Source organism: Shewanella mangrovisoli (genome assembly GCF_019457635.1).
Taxonomy (GTDB): Bacteria; Pseudomonadota; Gammaproteobacteria; order Enterobacterales; family Shewanellaceae; genus Shewanella; species Shewanella mangrovisoli.
The window spans coordinates 1,425,339-1,439,816 of record NZ_CP080412.1; the positions used below are offsets into that span (position 1 = coordinate 1,425,339).

Here is a 14,478-nt window from a genome sequence, read left to right on the forward strand (position 1 = left end):
GATTATTCCTTACTGACTGTCGAGGTTGCTAGCATTAGCTACGAGTGATCCCAAATTGGCTAGCACGCGCTCGGTTGCGGCGGCGAGTCCCACTTTGGAAGGTTGATTGATGTTATACCAGAGAGACTGGTTTTGTTCCATGACTGCGCCCACGCTCTGCATACCCAAGGTTTGCTTGTTGTAGCCATTCGCTTGGCTATCTAAATTCAGTAGCATGGGCTGAATATCTAAATGGAAATGGCTAAAGGTATGCCTAAAACCGATTAATGGTTCGAGTTGCGTGGCGTGATAACCTTTGGCCTCAAGCTCTGCATTGAGTGCGGCTTGAGTACTAAATTCGGGGAAGCACCATAGTCCGCCCCAAATGCCTGCAGGAGGGCGCTTAGCCAAGAAGACTTGGTTATCTTTAAGCAAAACCAACATCCAAGCGGCTTTCTCTGGGATAGTTTTCTTCGGTTTTTTACCCGGAAAATCGGTCTGCCTTCCCATAAGTTGGGCCTTGCAATCGACTGCCACAGGGCAAGCGGCACAATTGGGTTTGCTGCGAGTACAAATGCTGGCACCAATATCCATCATGGCTTGGTTATATTTTTGAATATCTTGCTCTGGCGTTAACTGCTCGGTTAATTGCCAGAGTTGTTCTTCCACAGGTTTTTGACCGGGCCAGCCCGCAATCGCGCCATGTCTTGCTAATACGCGTTTAACATTGCCATCGAGGATCGGATGATGTTGCCCAAGTGATAGGGATAACACTGCTCCTGCTGTTGAACGGCCAATACCTGGCAGCGCTAACACTTGCTCAAAGTCTGTTGGATATTGCCCCTGATACAAATCGCGAACCATCTTAGCGGCTTTATGCAGATTGCGAGCTCTGGCGTAATAACCAAGGCCAGTCCAATGATGCAGTACTTCATCATCCGGCGCGTTAGCGAGGGCTAACACATCGGGGAAACGTGCCATAAAACGCTGGTAATAGGGGATAACAGTCGCAACCTGAGTTTGTTGCAGCATAATCTCTGAAACCCATACGCGATATGGGGTTTTATCTTGCTGCCAAGGGAGGGTTTTACGACCGTGGTTGTCGTACCAATTAACGATACGTGTAGCAAAGGAGGCTGTAGATTTCATCGGCGCAGTGTAGCGGGAGATTGGTTGGCAAACAAGTAACACCCCATCGAAAAATCGGCCTAGATTCGCTCTCTAGGATAATCTTGTTATACTTCGCCTCCATTAGTGCTTGCACTGTAAGTTGAACTTTGGATAATGCCCTTCTTTTTAGATGGTGTTGTCCACGAGACGAGGCAAAAATGAGCGAAGTCACTACCGCTGAATTTAATGAAGAAGGCAAGTATCTGCGTAAGATCAGAAGCTTTGTCCTAAGAGAAGGTCGTTTGACTAAGGGTCAAGCGCAAGCCATTGAGACTCAGTGGCCAACAATGGGCTTAGATTACAGCCCAACACCATTAAACCTGACCGAAGTGTTTGGTCGCGAAGCCGATACTGTACTGGAAATTGGTTTCGGTATGGGCGCTTCTTTAGTACAAATGGCACAAGAAGCTCCTGAGCAGAACTTTATCGGTATTGAAGTCCATAAGCCTGGCGTTGGTTCATGCTTAAGTGACGCCGCCGCCGCTGGGGTGACTAATCTTCGCGTGTATCACCATGATGCAATGGAAGTGTTAGAACATGCTATCGCCGATGGCAGCCTTGCGCGGGTGCAATTGTTCTTCCCCGATCCTTGGCATAAAAAGCGTCACCACAAGCGCCGCATCGTACAGGCGGAATTTGCTGAGCTTATCCGTCGCAAGCTGAAGATTGGTGGCGTGTTCCATATGGCAACCGACTGGGAAAACTACAGCGAACATATGTTGGAAGTCATGAATGCGGCCAATGGTTACAAAAACCAATCCGCCGATGGTACCGTGGTGCCGCGCCCAGATCATCGTCCACTGACTAAATTTGAAGCCCGTGGTCATCGCCTCGGCCATGGCGTGTGGGATCTGATGTTTGAGCGTATCGCTTAACATCTTTTATTGATTTTATTTTTTAACACAACGGGGAAAATCACTATGGCAAAGAATCGTAGCCGTCGTTTACGTAAGAAAATGCGCGTTGATGAATTCCAAGAGTTAGGTTTTGACATTACTTGGACCTTCGATGCATCTGTCTCTGAAGCCGATATTGATGCAACGGTCGATAAGTTTATCGATGAAGTCATTGAAGCCCGTAAGTTAGGTTTTCACGGCGGTGGTCATATCGAGTGGGAAGGTATTATTGCTACCCAAACTATCGGTAAGTGCACCGAGGAAGATGTTGCTGCAGTGAAGGCATTCTGGGCGGGTCAAAAAGTGACTCAACTCGAAGTTAGCGATCTGTACGATATCTGGTGGAGTTAATGCCAGAACAGGCGTTATTAGAGGAAGTGGTCGACAAAGTTCGACCCTTGCTCGGCCAAGGAAAGGTTGCTAATTACATCCCTGCGCTCGCCAATGTTTATGCTGGTAAATTGGGCATCGCCGTGACCACAATCGACGGTGAAACCATAGGCGCAGGCGATTACCTTGAGCCATTTTCAATTCAAAGTATTTCTAAAGTTTTCAGCTTAACCTTAGCGCTAACTTTATATGAAGAAACCGAAATTTGGAGCCGCGTCGGCAAAGAACCCTCGGGACACTCCTTCAATTCATTAGTCCAAGTTGAACTCGAGCGGGGCAAACCTCGCAATCCCTTTATTAATGCTGGCGCATTAGTCATCGCCGACTTATTGCAGAACCGTTTAGGGGCGCCTAAGCATCGGATGTTGGAATTGGTCAGGGCGCTGAGTCAAAACGATAAAGTCTGTTTCGACAAGCAAGTAGCGGATTCTGAATATCAGCACAGTGCACGTAATGCGGCCATCGCTTATCTGATGAAATCCTTCGGTAATTTTCAAGGTGACGTTGATACAGTGCTGCGCACTTATTTTCATTATTGCGCCTTAAAAATGAATTGCGCCGACCTCTCACGGGCGATGTTGTATTTAGCCAACCGCGGTAAAACCTTAGACGGCACTGAGCTTATTTCGCAGGTACAGACGCGGCAGTTAAATGCCCTGTTAGCAACCTCTGGCTTGTACGACGGCGCCGGTGAGTTTGCCTATCGTGTTGGTATGCCGGGTAAAAGCGGTGTCGGTGGTGGCATTATTGCGGTGATCCCCGGGGAACTCTCGGTCTGCGTTTGGTCTCCCGAATTAGACAATCAAGGTAACTCCCTCGCGGGGACGGCAATGCTTGAGCATTTAAGCCAGCGCCTCGGACGTTCAATCTTCTGATTTAATCCTTCTATTAGCACTGTTAGGCTAACTATTAGTGAAATTCACTAATCTGCTATCGGTGCTAATTTCTATAACTTCATACTAATCATATTGTTACAAAGTTGGCATGTCTTCTGCTATTCGTCTTTTAGCATGTTAGCTTAGTCGAATTCCTCAGATTAAAGGATGAACAACAATGAAAATAAATACGCTATTAACTGGAGTGGCATTATCGGGCGTTATTTTAGGCGCTTCAGGCTGGCAATCAGCACAAGCGAAAACTGAGCCGCAAATCGATGAGCGCTGTGAGGTTTCCCTTAATTATGATGTGAGAGTTGAGCCTAAAAAATTAGTGATGAGCGAGAAGGGCACCGAGAAGTATCGCATCGAGGTCGACAAGTTATACGTTGAAGGCAAGCAGGTCACCTTAACCGACAAACAGAAGAAGCTTGTGAGCCAATATGCCGATGAGGTATCGACTCAGGTTCCTGAAGTCATTGAATTAGTCAATGAAGCGGTTGCACTGGCCTCTCAAGCTGTGAGTATGGCATTGACGCCACTGATGGGCGATGCCGCAGGCGCTAAGTTTGATGAGATGATGGCGGGCGTGCAGAAGCGTGTCGATACCGTAGCCTACAAGCAGGGCGATAGTTTTTACCTTGGCGCGACCGAAGAGTCGATGCAAAACACCTTTAACGATGAATTTGAACGGGAAATGGAGCAAATCGTGCAAAACTCCATTGGCACTCTGATGATGAATATCGGCGGCCAAATGCTTGCGGGCGACGGGGAATCCTTCGAAGCTAAGATGGACGCATTCTCACAAAAAATGGATAGATTAGGCGACGATATTGAGCAGCAAATTGAGTCCCAGTCTAAGGGGATTGAAGCGAAAGCCGACCGTTTATGTGACCGTTTTGAAAATCTGCTCGTGCTTGAAAATCAACTGCGTAAAGAAGTGCCAGAGTTAGCCCCCTATGTGTTGACGCAAAACACTCACCATGAATTACGTGAATAATGCTCGCAAGGGTAGTTAAGGTCTAAACGGGTTTGAACCAGGTTAAGCCGATCTAACTGACACTATCAATGCCGTGATATAAGTGAAAAAGCCCCTGCACTTTTAGTGTCTGGGGCTTTTTCTTGATTCATTTTAGCCAAACGGATTGATATTAATCTGATTGCTTGCGGCTATTTACTATGGAATATTACATTCTAAAGACTAATGTTTGGTATACTCTTAAAATATAATGAAAAGCTGGCAATTCAGTCAGATAGAACACTCTACTTTAGCGGACTTTTTCGGGCTAAATCTCTACAACTAACCCAATTGCTGTGAGATATTAAGGCATTGAGGGGTGCTTTGAGGCATTTGTGCTGCATTCCTATGCTATTCCGAAAGTTAATATCACTGTCGAAACTGCTTAAGGCGACTTTCCATGTTAGAACTGTTAGAACCTATTGCGATTTTTACTCATGTGGCCAGAGCTGGTAGTTTTAGTGCCGCCGCAAGAAGGCTTGGGATCTCTAAATCTAAGGTCAGTACGCAGGTCGCCGATCTCGAGCATAGACTCGGTGTTCAACTGATCCAGCGTACCACTCGAAGCTTAAGTCTGACTGAAGCTGGACATTTGTTATATCTGCAAGGTGAAGAGTTACTCCGCGATGCCGAACAGGCCATTGCTAGCGTGCATAACTTAAACGATGCCACCCGCGGCGTATTAAAGGTGGGGATTTCCCAGTCCTTTGGCGCTATGCATATCATTCCCGCACTGCCATCATTTATGGCCAAACACCCTGAGCTCGAGCTGCAAGTCAGCTTATTAGATCATAAGGTCGATGTGGTCAGCGAAGGTTTAGACCTATTGTTGACTATGTCTGAGCAGCTTCCTCTCGGTATGGTGGCGCGCCCTTTGATGAAGTGTCAGTTCCTCCTCGTTGCCTCCCCCGATTACATTGCGAAACATGGCGAACCGTCGCGCCCTGAACAATTGGTCGACCATAACTGCTTGGTGTATCAAGGTGAGTGGCATGAGCACAGCATGTGGCAGTTTAAAAAAGGTGATGATTACTGCGAAATAGGTGTCTCTGGTAACTTTAGAGTGGATAACGCTCCCGCTTTAAAATCAGCTGCGATCAGTGGCTTAGGGGTTGTATATCTTGCCAGTTACTTGATGGAGGATGAAATCGCTAAGGGCACCTTAGTGCCGCTGCTGAGGGATTGGCAACTGACTCATCATTTACCACTACAGGCCGTTTACCCACGCCGTAAACACCTAGCGCCTAAGGTGAGTGCTTTCATTGAGTTTATTAAAGATCACATAGGTAATCCGCCTTATTGGGACATTCCCTATGCGGAACTCTTCAGTGAACGTCAGTAATTTTGGAAACATTGTTCTTAAAATGCGGTTAATGCATTTTTAGAGAGTTTGATGGTTTTGAAATTCATTTAAAATCAATTATTTGTATCGAGATTGGTTTGTATTTTAGTTTGGTTTTTTAGGGTTCTCTAAAACAGCTTTTTAGTAGGCGTATTGAAGTCTGTTCTTAAATGAATACAATGGTTGCCAGATGATTCGGAATGACCTGAGTCCTACACTTTTACTGGAAATGACCCCTTTTGGTATTAGCGTACAGGTTGGCAGCAATGCAGTTTCGGATCACAGCCAGCAGAAGTTTGCGAACTAAAACAATGTTGGCTTTTAAACCATCATCCTAGTTTTTGGTTTACCTCAGCTCATTAGGCTGAGGTAATTTTTTTCTGATGGTTGAGTGCGGGAAACGAGTTTTGTCTCTCTGTACCCTAAAGTCACACCGAGTGTTAGCTACTTGCTTAATACATCAAATATAGTGACCCACAGTGAGATAGGGTTTTATGACCAAGCTGGTGATAAATCCAATAAAAAAGCCACTTAATAGTGGCTTTTTTATTGGCTGCGATTTAAGGATTTTATTGGCAAGGCGTTCAAGGGAGGCTAGCGTTAGCCTCCCACGGTTTCAAGCTTAGGCTTTGTTAACACTAGCAATCCATTGATCGACTTGCTCTTCCAGTACATCTAAAGGCAGCGCGCCATTTGCCAAGACTAAAGTATGGAAATCCCGGATATCAAACTTATCACCCAGTTGTTTTTCCGCCTTGTGTCTTAGTTCGAGTAACTTAATCATCCCGACTTTATAGGCAGTAGCTTGCGATGGCATAACGATATGACGTTCTACCATTTTCTTCGCATCGGATTTTGCGTTAGGGGTATTATCGACGTAATAAGCTATCCCTTGTTCGCGGGTCCATTTTTTGGCGTGGATCCCGGTATCGACCACTAAACGACAAGCTCGCCATAACTCCATCGCCAGTCGACCAAAATCGGAGTAAGGGTCAGCATATAAGCCCATCTCCTTCGGGAAAGACTCACTGTAGAGCCCCCAACCTTCGATATAGGCGGTATAGCCACCGAACTTACGGAACTTAGGAATATCCTTTAGCTCCTGCGAGATAGCGATTTGCATATGGTGGCCAGGGATCCCTTCGTGGTAAGCCAGTGCTTCCATCTGATATTTGGGCATGGCTTTCATATCGTAGAGGTTGGCGTAGTAGCTGCCAGGGCGAGAGCCATCGGGCGCCGGTTGCTCATAGAAGGCTTTACCCGCGGATTTTTCCCTAAAGGCTTCAACCTGTTTGACTATCATGGCCGCCTTAGGCTTGACCTTAAAGACTTCATCCAAGCGTGAGCGCATATTATCGATAAGCTTGGTTGCATCGGCTAAATATGCCGCCTTGCCTTCGGCGGTATTTGGATAATAGAACTGCGGATCATCGCGCATAAAGGCGAAGAACTCTTGCAAGGTGCCGTTAAAATTCACCTTTTTCATAATGGCGCGCATTTCATTATGGATGCGCTCCACTTCGGCAAGACCAAGTTGATGGATTTCATCCGCCGTCATCTGGGTAGTCGTGGTTCGCGCAAGGGCATTGTTATAAAACGCCTCGCCGTCGGGGAGTTTCCAAACCCCATCGCGGGTATCGGCCTTGGCTTCTAAGGTTTTGATATAGGCGATAAGCGTCTTGTATGCGGGCTCAACTTGCGAGACTAGCGCTTTTTCTGCATCGGCAATAAGGTGGGCTTTTTCTGCTTCAGTGATGCTGAGTGCGCTCACTTTTTTGCGAAAATCCGCCAACAAGGCACTGTCTTCGCCTTTATCGAAGGGGGCGCCTTTAATGATGTTTTGGCTGTCAGAAATCACGTAACCAAACACAAATTTAGGGGCAATAATGCCTTTATCAGCGCGCACTTCTAGCGCCTGTTGCAGTTGGCTTAGGCGTTTGGGCACGCCATTTAAGCGGCTGATATAGGCCTTAGCATCGCTGACATCGGTGATCTGGTGTTGATTAATCAGGAAGGAGGCGATCATCGAGTGGCCACCATGCATCTGATTCACTGGGTAGTTATGGTAACGCCACTGGTAGTCTTTGATATCGTTATTCAGGTTTTGGGTGAATAACGTGAGGCTTAGGCGAGTTTGTGGGTCAAGCTTACTCGCATCCAGTTGATTCACTTCGGCCAGTTGTTTCTTGGTTCGCGCCAACTCACGGGCATCCGCTTCATCGCCAATGTCGTCCCACTTATCATAGTCCTGCTTTATACCCATATAGGTTTGCGCAATGGGGCTTGCCATGATGTTTTCCATGAAGATGGCTTCAAACAAGGCGTTGGCTTTTTCTGACTCGCTTTGGGCAGCTACACTTGCACTGGTCACATTATGTGAGTCACTTAAGGTGGGCACCGCATAGGAAGGCAGTGCTAGCAGGGCGGAGAGGGTAAATGCGACTAAGCTGATGTTCGTTTTTATTGGCATGATCAGGCTTCCTTAACAATGTTCAGGTAATTCTAAAGAAGCAGGGGGAAAATGTATGAATATAAATGTTAGAAAATGTGTTAGCCATAAAAGATGTCTCATCGAGAAACCTAGGCTAACACATTATTTATATGGGAAATTTAATTGGTGAATTAACAAAATTGCGTCAGTAAATCGTTCACAAACATGTGACCTTTACTGGTTAATTGCCAATGTTCAGCAGATTCGGTGAGTAAACCCCGTTGTTTGGCCTTTTCCATTCCCTCTTTCAAAGAATCTCGGTGTAAACCGGTTCTGTCTTCAAACTCTTGCTTAGGGATAGGTGTCATTAAGCGCAGACGATTCATCAAGTATTCGAGGGCGCGATCTTCTTCGGCGACCTCAGTCTGCTCGAAGTGATAGTTGTCGGCAGCTAAATACCCCTTAGGGTGTTTGATTTTTACCGTGCGAATAATGCGATTTTCTTCGGGCAAGGTCACTTTGCCATGGGCGCCACAGCCAATGCCTAAGTAATCGCCAAACTGCCAATAGTTAAGGTTATGCCTGCATTGATAACCAGGTTTGGCATAGGCCGAGATTTCATACTGCTCATAACCGAGTGCCGCTAACTTTTGTTGCCCTTGTTCGTAGATCTGCCAGAGATCTTCATCGTCGGGCAGCTGCGGCGGTTTTGAGTGGAACAGGGTATTGGGCTCAATCGTCAGTTGATACCAAGACAAATGCGGCGGATTGAGCGCAGCAGCGGTATCGATATCCGCCATGGCCTCAGCAAAACTTTGATTCGGAAGTCCGTGCATCAAATCCAAGTTAAAACTTAAATAACCCGCTTGGCTGGCTTTTTGGGCGGCGGTTTGGGCTTCGTTTTGATCGTGGATCCGCCCCAGCAGATTGAGCTTATCCTTAGAGAAACTCTGTACACCAATGGATAACCGGGTGACCCCTGCGGCGCGGTAGGCACTAAAGTCATCGTGCTCTAGGGTGCCAGGGTTGGCCTCCATGGTGATTTCAATATCGTCACTGAAGGGAATGAGCGCATTGGCGCCATCCAATATCCGTTTGATTTGATTGGCATCAAACAGAGACGGTGTTCCACCACCAATAAAAATAGTGTGCAGCTTACGGCCTTGTACTAAGTGCAAGTCTTGGCGTAAGTCCGCTAGCAGCGCATCCACATAGGCCTTTTGGGGTAATTCGCCATTTTGCCCATGGGAGTTAAAGTCGCAGTAAGGGCATTTTTGTACACACCAAGGGATATGGATGTACAGGCTCAACGGCGGCAGGGTTAACTGAGGTGACACATTCACTGACATTATTGGGCTTTCCCGTCGGTAAATACGCCTTTTTCCTGCATGGCAGCAATCAGTTGCACTAGAGCTTTACCACGGTGACTCAAGGCATTTTTCTCGTCACTGCTCATTTGCGCAGCGCTGCAATCGTGGTGCTCTGGAATAAAAATCGGATCGTAACCATGGCCGTTGTCACCCCGTTGCACGAAATCGATTTGGCCTTCCCAAGAGGCTTGGCAAATGATGGGCGTAGGGTCTTTCGCATGGCGCATATAGACTAAAACGCATTGGAATCTGGCCGTACGCGGCGCAGGATTATCCTTTAATGTGTCTAAGAGTTTTAACACATTGTCTTGATCCTTAGCATTTTCCCCCGCATAGCGCGCAGAGTAGATGCCCGGTGCACCTTGGAGTAAATCGACTTCTAATCCCGAGTCATCGGCAATGGCGGCAAGTCCGGTAATTTGCGCCGCATGTCTGGCTTTGATAATGGCGTTTTCGACAAAGGTGGTGCCCGTTTCAGCCACTTCGCTAACGTTAAATTGGCTTTGTGGCAGCACTTTTACGCCATAGGCGGCGAGCATTTGATCGAATTCGGCAAGTTTACCTTTATTGCCACTGGCGAGGACGATTTGTTGCATGGAATACCTATTGGATTGGGCGCTCTTGGCTGTATGTCACTGAGTGTGAACATTGAGCGATGTCATTGGACTGTATGCGGCAATGATACCCAAGCTTGGCGGTAAAGGACAGAAAAAGGCAGGACGATACTTGGTATCGTCTTGCCCTGTGAGGTTGGAATTATTCGACGTAGAACTTTTGCTTAAACTGCAGATTGGTGTTGAGTTGATTACCGTGTTTGATGGCGATGTTGAAATTGATTTCTTGATCGTCGCGGTAAGGGACTTCGGCGATGTAGTAAATCGCCTTACCCTCACGGATCTCTCTAAATTTCAAATCGATACGGGCATCGAGTAGGTTATTGGCCACGCCAGTGATTTCAACGGGCACTGCGGGTGAGCCTTCTTCACTCATATCTAATACGGCAATGTTAATGATGCCTCTGTAGCTACTACGTTCGATGCCATAGGATTTCGCAATACTCGGTGTTAAAAAGGTGCTGCCCAGCGCCATGTAATGAATGTCGAAATTACCGACGGTTTCTTTTTGCTCGGCATTAGCGACGCCGCACAGGCTTGCGGTTAAGGCGAGCATAATAAGGAGATTACGTAACATGATGTTGTACCTTCATATGAGGGATTACTTGAGTATAGGTCGCAGGAAGGAGACTTCCAACGCTGTGTTTATTCGAGCAGTGTCGCGATTTCTGCGGGGACGTTTTTGGGGGCGCTAATGCGTACCTGCTTATGACGTCCTAATTCGCCCTTAAGGATGTGAACATCGCTTTTAGGGACTTTAAAGGCCTTGGCTAAATACTTGCTTAAATGGGCGTTGGCCTTGCCATCGATAGGCGGGGCGGTAATGGCGACTTTTAACTCATCACCGTGTAGCCCGACTATCTGATCGCGACTCGCTTTAGGTTGAATATACAAATTAAGCAGCAAGTCGCCTTGCTGCATAATGACTGCGCTCATTAAATCACGGCCCAAAATGGTACGTATTGCGCCAACAGCATGTTGATAAAGTTCATGCCGATAATTACCAACATCACCGACAGATCTAAGCCACCAATGGGCGGAATAATGCGGCGCACTGGGGCTAAAATGGGTTCTGTTAGTTGTCCCATGATCATCACAATGGGGTTATAGCCTTGATTGAACCAGCTTAAGATGGCGCGAATGATCAGCATCCAGAAGAGCAAAATGCCCGCCTGCTTGATGACAGTAACAAGCGCAAACACAAAGAACAGCACTATATCAATACCGCCGCCGGCAATAAGACTTATCAGCAGCACTTTGACCATCACCACTAATAGGGCGAGCACAAATGAAGAGGTGTCGAATCTTCCCATTGAAGGAATTAATCGACGCATAGGTGCGATCAACGGGTGAGTGGCTTTGACCACAAACTGGCTGAAGGGATTATAAAAATCGGCACGGGCCAAGGGGAGCCAGATCCGTAATATCACCACCATCAAATACAAATCGAAGAGTGTGCTGATCAAAAAGGTTAATGCATTCATCGAGATTTCTGCCTATATGAGTCCGATTAAAAACGCCCGCGTTAAAAGTGAGTGAGTCACCCAGCCATTGCTGGATCAAAAAGTATTGGCCATTTCTTCTGCACGTTTGATGCAGTTTTCCATTGCATTCTTGACCACACCACGGAGATCCGCCGCTTCGAATGTGGCGATGGCTTGCGCCGTTGTGCCGCCCTTCGAGGTGACATTCTCCCGTAAATTACCCAGCGTAAGCTCTGGATTTTGCTTTGCCATCATAGCAGCACCGAGGGCCGCTTGCTGTACTAAGCTTCTGGCTTTGGCTTCATCCATGCCCATTTGTTTGCCGGCATCAATCATAGATTCCATCAGCAGGAAGAAATAGGCAGGTGAACTCCCCGCAAGGGCAATCACTTGATTAATCTCAGATTCCTCATTCACCCACACAATTTCTCCGCCGCTGGACATCAAGCGTTCGGCAATGGCTTGTTGGGCATCAGAGAGCGGCTGCGGCGCGTAGAGACCTGTCATGCCGACACCGATTTGCATTGGCGTGTTTGGCATAGTGCGAACCAGCGTAATGGATTGGGCTAAATACTGGCTGTAGCGCTCTGCTTTAATCCCCGCGGCAATGGTAATGACTAGCTTGTTAGACATATCAATGCCTTGCAGAGCTTGGCAGACTTGCTCCATCAACTGCGGTTTAACGGATAATACGATGACATCGGCATCTTGGGCGGCGCTGAGATTGTCTTGGGATACATGCACACCAAAGTCGGCGGCGAGGGCATCGAGTTTACCTTGGCTAGGATTGGTGGCTTGCACTAGCGCAGCAGGATAGCCGCTACGAATTAAGCCGCTGATAATACTACGGGTCATATTGCCCGCACCGATAAAGCAGATTTTTTGTTGACTCATGTGTACCCCATAATGTCTGGCCTAGGCTGAGTGGATAACATTCAGCATTAATATCATTGAATTAGCGTTATTAGGCCGGATAAAAATTTCTATTTAATGTTCTCTAACAGTATTTGGGCTTTAGCCACTAAAAACAAGGCTAAAGCCGATTTTGCTGGCGCACCTTTGGCTATCTCTGTCATTTCTCTTAGCGTCAATGATGACGGTTTAATCCGTACCGATTAATTGCTGGTGGTGTCTTTTGCGCCATAATCCCGTTCACCAAAGATGGCGCTGCCGATACGCACCATGGTTGATCCGCACTCAATAGCGACATCTAAATCATTGCTCATGCCTATAGAAAGCGTATCGACAGCGGGATAATGCTGCTTTAGCGTATCGAATAACTGCTTAAGCTCGCTGAGTTCGCGGGTCTGCTGCGCGATGTCATTGGTGGCACTGGGAATCGCCATTAAGCCCCGCAGTTGTAAATGGGGTAATTGGCTGATGCTATGGGCCAGCGGCAGCATTTGCTCGGCATCGATACCAGATTTAGTGTCTTCATCACTGATGTTGATTTGAATACACACCTTGAGCGGCGCAAGGTGTGCTAGGCGCTGCTCATTGAGGCGCTGGGCAATTTTCTCCCGCGAGAGGGTATGCATCCAATCGAAGTGCTGGGCGACTAAAGCGGTTTTATTGGATTGCAGTGGCCCAATAAAATGCCATTCAATATCAGGGTGTGTGGCCTTTAGCGCCTCAATTTTTGTCACACCTTCTTGAACATAGTTCTCGCCAAAGCAACGCTGGCCCGCATCATAGGCTGCTATAATATCTTCAATGGGTTTAGTCTTACTGACGGCAAGTAAGCGAATACTGTGAGGTAGGCGTGCGCATTTTTGCGCCGCTTGCGCGATCCTGCTCTGGGCGACTGCGAGTCTGTCTGCTATTGTTGTCATGATGTAATTATCTGGTTGCAAGGATATCCCAAACTATGGAAATCACTGAGTTATTAGCCTTTAGTGTAAAACACAAAGCCTCGGATCTACACCTCTCTGCAGGGATATCTCCCATGATCCGTGTCGACGGTGAAGTGAGAAAAATTAACCTGCCCGCGCTCGATCATCAGGGTGTACACAGCCTTGTGTACGACATTATGAATGATAAACAGCGTAAGGACTTTGAAGAGCATTTAGAAATCGACTTTTCGTTCGAAGTCCCTAATTTAGCGCGTTTCCGTGTGAACGCCTTTAACCAATCCCGCGGCGCGGCGGCGGTATTTCGTACCATTCCAAGTGAAATTTTGTCGCTCGAGCAGTTAGGGGCGCCTGAGATTTTTAAAAAAATTTCCAGCTTTCCCCGCGGCTTAGTGCTTGTTACTGGGCCTACTGGTTCGGGTAAGAGTACCACACTTGCGGCCATGGTGGATTACATCAATGAGAACCGCCACGACCATATCTTAACCATTGAAGATCCTATCGAATTCGTTCACCAGAATAAGCAATGTTTGATTAACCAACGGGAAGTGCATCGCCATACCCACAGCTTTAACGCGGCGCTACGTAGCGCACTGCGTGAAGACCCTGACGTTATTCTCGTCGGTGAGATGCGTGACCTTGAAACCATTCGTCTGGCGATGACGGCGGCTGAAACGGGTCACTTAGTTTTTGGTACCTTGCATACCACCTCGGCGGCTAAGACCATCGACCGTGTGGTTGACGTTTTCCCTGCTGGTGAAAAGGACATGGTGCGTACCATGTTATCTGAATCATTACAGGCGGTTATTTCGCAAACCCTGATTAAGAAAATCGGTGGTGGCCGTGTGGCTGCCCACGAAATCATGATGGGTACGCCCGCTATTCGTAACCTTATCCGTGAAGATAAAGTGGCGCAGATGTACTCAGCCATTCAAACGGGGATGGCCCATGGCATGCAAACGCTCGAACAGTGTCTGCAAAACTTAGTCAACCGTGGCCTCATCACCCGTGAGGATGCCATGTCGAAGAGTTCAAACAAACAAGCGACGTTTTAAGGAT

15 protein-coding genes are annotated in these 14,478 nt (G+C 47.3%); 6 read left to right on the forward strand and 9 right to left on the reverse strand.

Annotated elements, in window-relative coordinates; all coding sequences use genetic code 11:
- Positions 1-9: 9 nt before the first annotated feature.
- Entirely contained in the window at positions 10-1,128 is a 1,119-nt protein-coding gene (gene mutY / locus K0H60_RS06330) for an A/G-specific adenine glycosylase (protein ID WP_220057612.1), read from the reverse strand.
- 179 nt (positions 1,129-1,307) lie between these two features.
- Here mutY and trmB point away from each other — a divergent pair, with 179 nt between their 5' ends.
- The 5 genes from trmB to K0H60_RS06355 all read left to right on the forward strand — a co-directional run bounded on the left by trmB (position 1,308) and on the right by K0H60_RS06355 (position 5,670).
- Complete coding sequence (trmB, locus tag K0H60_RS06335) at positions 1,308-2,024, forward strand: tRNA (guanosine(46)-N7)-methyltransferase TrmB (protein ID WP_011621969.1); 717 nt, start codon at positions 1,308-1,310, stop codon at positions 2,022-2,024.
- Between the two features lie 45 nt (positions 2,025-2,069).
- Complete coding sequence (locus K0H60_RS06340; RefSeq protein ID WP_011621970.1) at positions 2,070-2,396, forward strand: YggL family protein; 327 nt, start codon at positions 2,070-2,072, stop codon at positions 2,394-2,396.
- Positions 2,396-3,310 carry a glutaminase B gene (glsB, locus tag K0H60_RS06345; RefSeq protein WP_220057613.1) on the forward strand — a complete coding sequence of 305 codons (915 nt, stop codon included), beginning with the start codon at positions 2,396-2,398 and terminating at the stop codon, positions 3,308-3,310. The genes K0H60_RS06340 and glsB overlap by 1 nt, the downstream gene beginning before the upstream one ends.
- Positions 3,311-3,488: 178 nt before the next feature.
- Positions 3,489-4,310 (forward strand): YggN family protein, encoded by an 822-nt coding sequence (locus tag K0H60_RS06350; RefSeq protein WP_220057614.1) that lies wholly within the window; start codon positions 3,489-3,491, stop codon positions 4,308-4,310.
- A gap of 418 nt (positions 4,311-4,728) precedes the next feature.
- Positions 4,729-5,670: a LysR family transcriptional regulator gene (locus K0H60_RS06355; RefSeq protein ID WP_011625622.1), complete on the forward strand. Its 942-nt coding sequence runs from the start codon at positions 4,729-4,731 to the stop codon at positions 5,668-5,670.
- Positions 5,671-6,292: 622 nt separating this feature from the next.
- Here K0H60_RS06355 and K0H60_RS06360 read toward each other — a convergent pair.
- The 8 genes from K0H60_RS06360 to K0H60_RS06395 all read right to left on the reverse strand — a co-directional run bounded on the left by K0H60_RS06360 (position 6,293) and on the right by K0H60_RS06395 (position 13,401).
- Positions 6,293-8,140: a DUF885 domain-containing protein gene (locus K0H60_RS06360; RefSeq protein ID WP_220057615.1), complete on the reverse strand. Its 1,848-nt coding sequence runs from the start codon at positions 8,138-8,140 to the stop codon at positions 6,293-6,295.
- Positions 8,141-8,292: 152 nt separating this feature from the next.
- Positions 8,293-9,450, reverse strand: a complete 1,158-nt coding sequence (gene hemW / locus K0H60_RS06365) for a radical SAM family heme chaperone HemW (RefSeq protein ID WP_220057616.1) — start codon at positions 9,448-9,450, stop codon at positions 8,293-8,295.
- Complete coding sequence (gene rdgB, locus K0H60_RS06370; protein WP_220057617.1) at positions 9,450-10,067, reverse strand: RdgB/HAM1 family non-canonical purine NTP pyrophosphatase; 618 nt, start codon at positions 10,065-10,067, stop codon at positions 9,450-9,452. The genes hemW and rdgB overlap by 1 nt, the downstream gene beginning before the upstream one ends.
- 160 nt (positions 10,068-10,227) lie before the next feature.
- The gene (locus K0H60_RS06375) at positions 10,228-10,662 is read right to left on the reverse strand and encodes a DUF4426 domain-containing protein (protein WP_011621977.1); all 435 of its coding nucleotides are present in this window, start codon (positions 10,660-10,662) and stop codon (positions 10,228-10,230) included.
- Positions 10,663-10,730: 68 nt separating this feature from the next.
- Entirely contained in the window at positions 10,731-11,021 is a 291-nt protein-coding gene (yggU, locus tag K0H60_RS06380; protein ID WP_011621978.1) for a DUF167 family protein YggU, read from the reverse strand.
- The gene (locus K0H60_RS06385; RefSeq protein WP_011716279.1) at positions 11,021-11,569 is read right to left on the reverse strand and encodes a YggT family protein; all 549 of its coding nucleotides are present in this window, start codon (positions 11,567-11,569) and stop codon (positions 11,021-11,023) included. The genes yggU and K0H60_RS06385 overlap by 1 nt, the downstream gene beginning before the upstream one ends.
- A 75-nt stretch (positions 11,570-11,644) precedes the next feature.
- A complete protein-coding gene (gene proC / locus K0H60_RS06390) occupies positions 11,645-12,463 on the reverse strand; it encodes a pyrroline-5-carboxylate reductase (RefSeq protein WP_220057618.1) in 819 nt (272 codons plus the stop codon).
- 221 nt (positions 12,464-12,684) lie between these two features.
- Complete coding sequence (locus K0H60_RS06395) at positions 12,685-13,401, reverse strand: YggS family pyridoxal phosphate-dependent enzyme (RefSeq protein ID WP_220057619.1); 717 nt, start codon at positions 13,399-13,401, stop codon at positions 12,685-12,687.
- A gap of 35 nt (positions 13,402-13,436) precedes the next feature.
- On the opposite strand from K0H60_RS06395, the gene K0H60_RS06400 reads away from it, so the two are divergent.
- Positions 13,437-14,474: a type IV pilus twitching motility protein PilT gene (locus tag K0H60_RS06400; protein ID WP_011716282.1), complete on the forward strand. Its 1,038-nt coding sequence runs from the start codon at positions 13,437-13,439 to the stop codon at positions 14,472-14,474.
- Positions 14,475-14,478 lie beyond the last annotated feature (4 nt).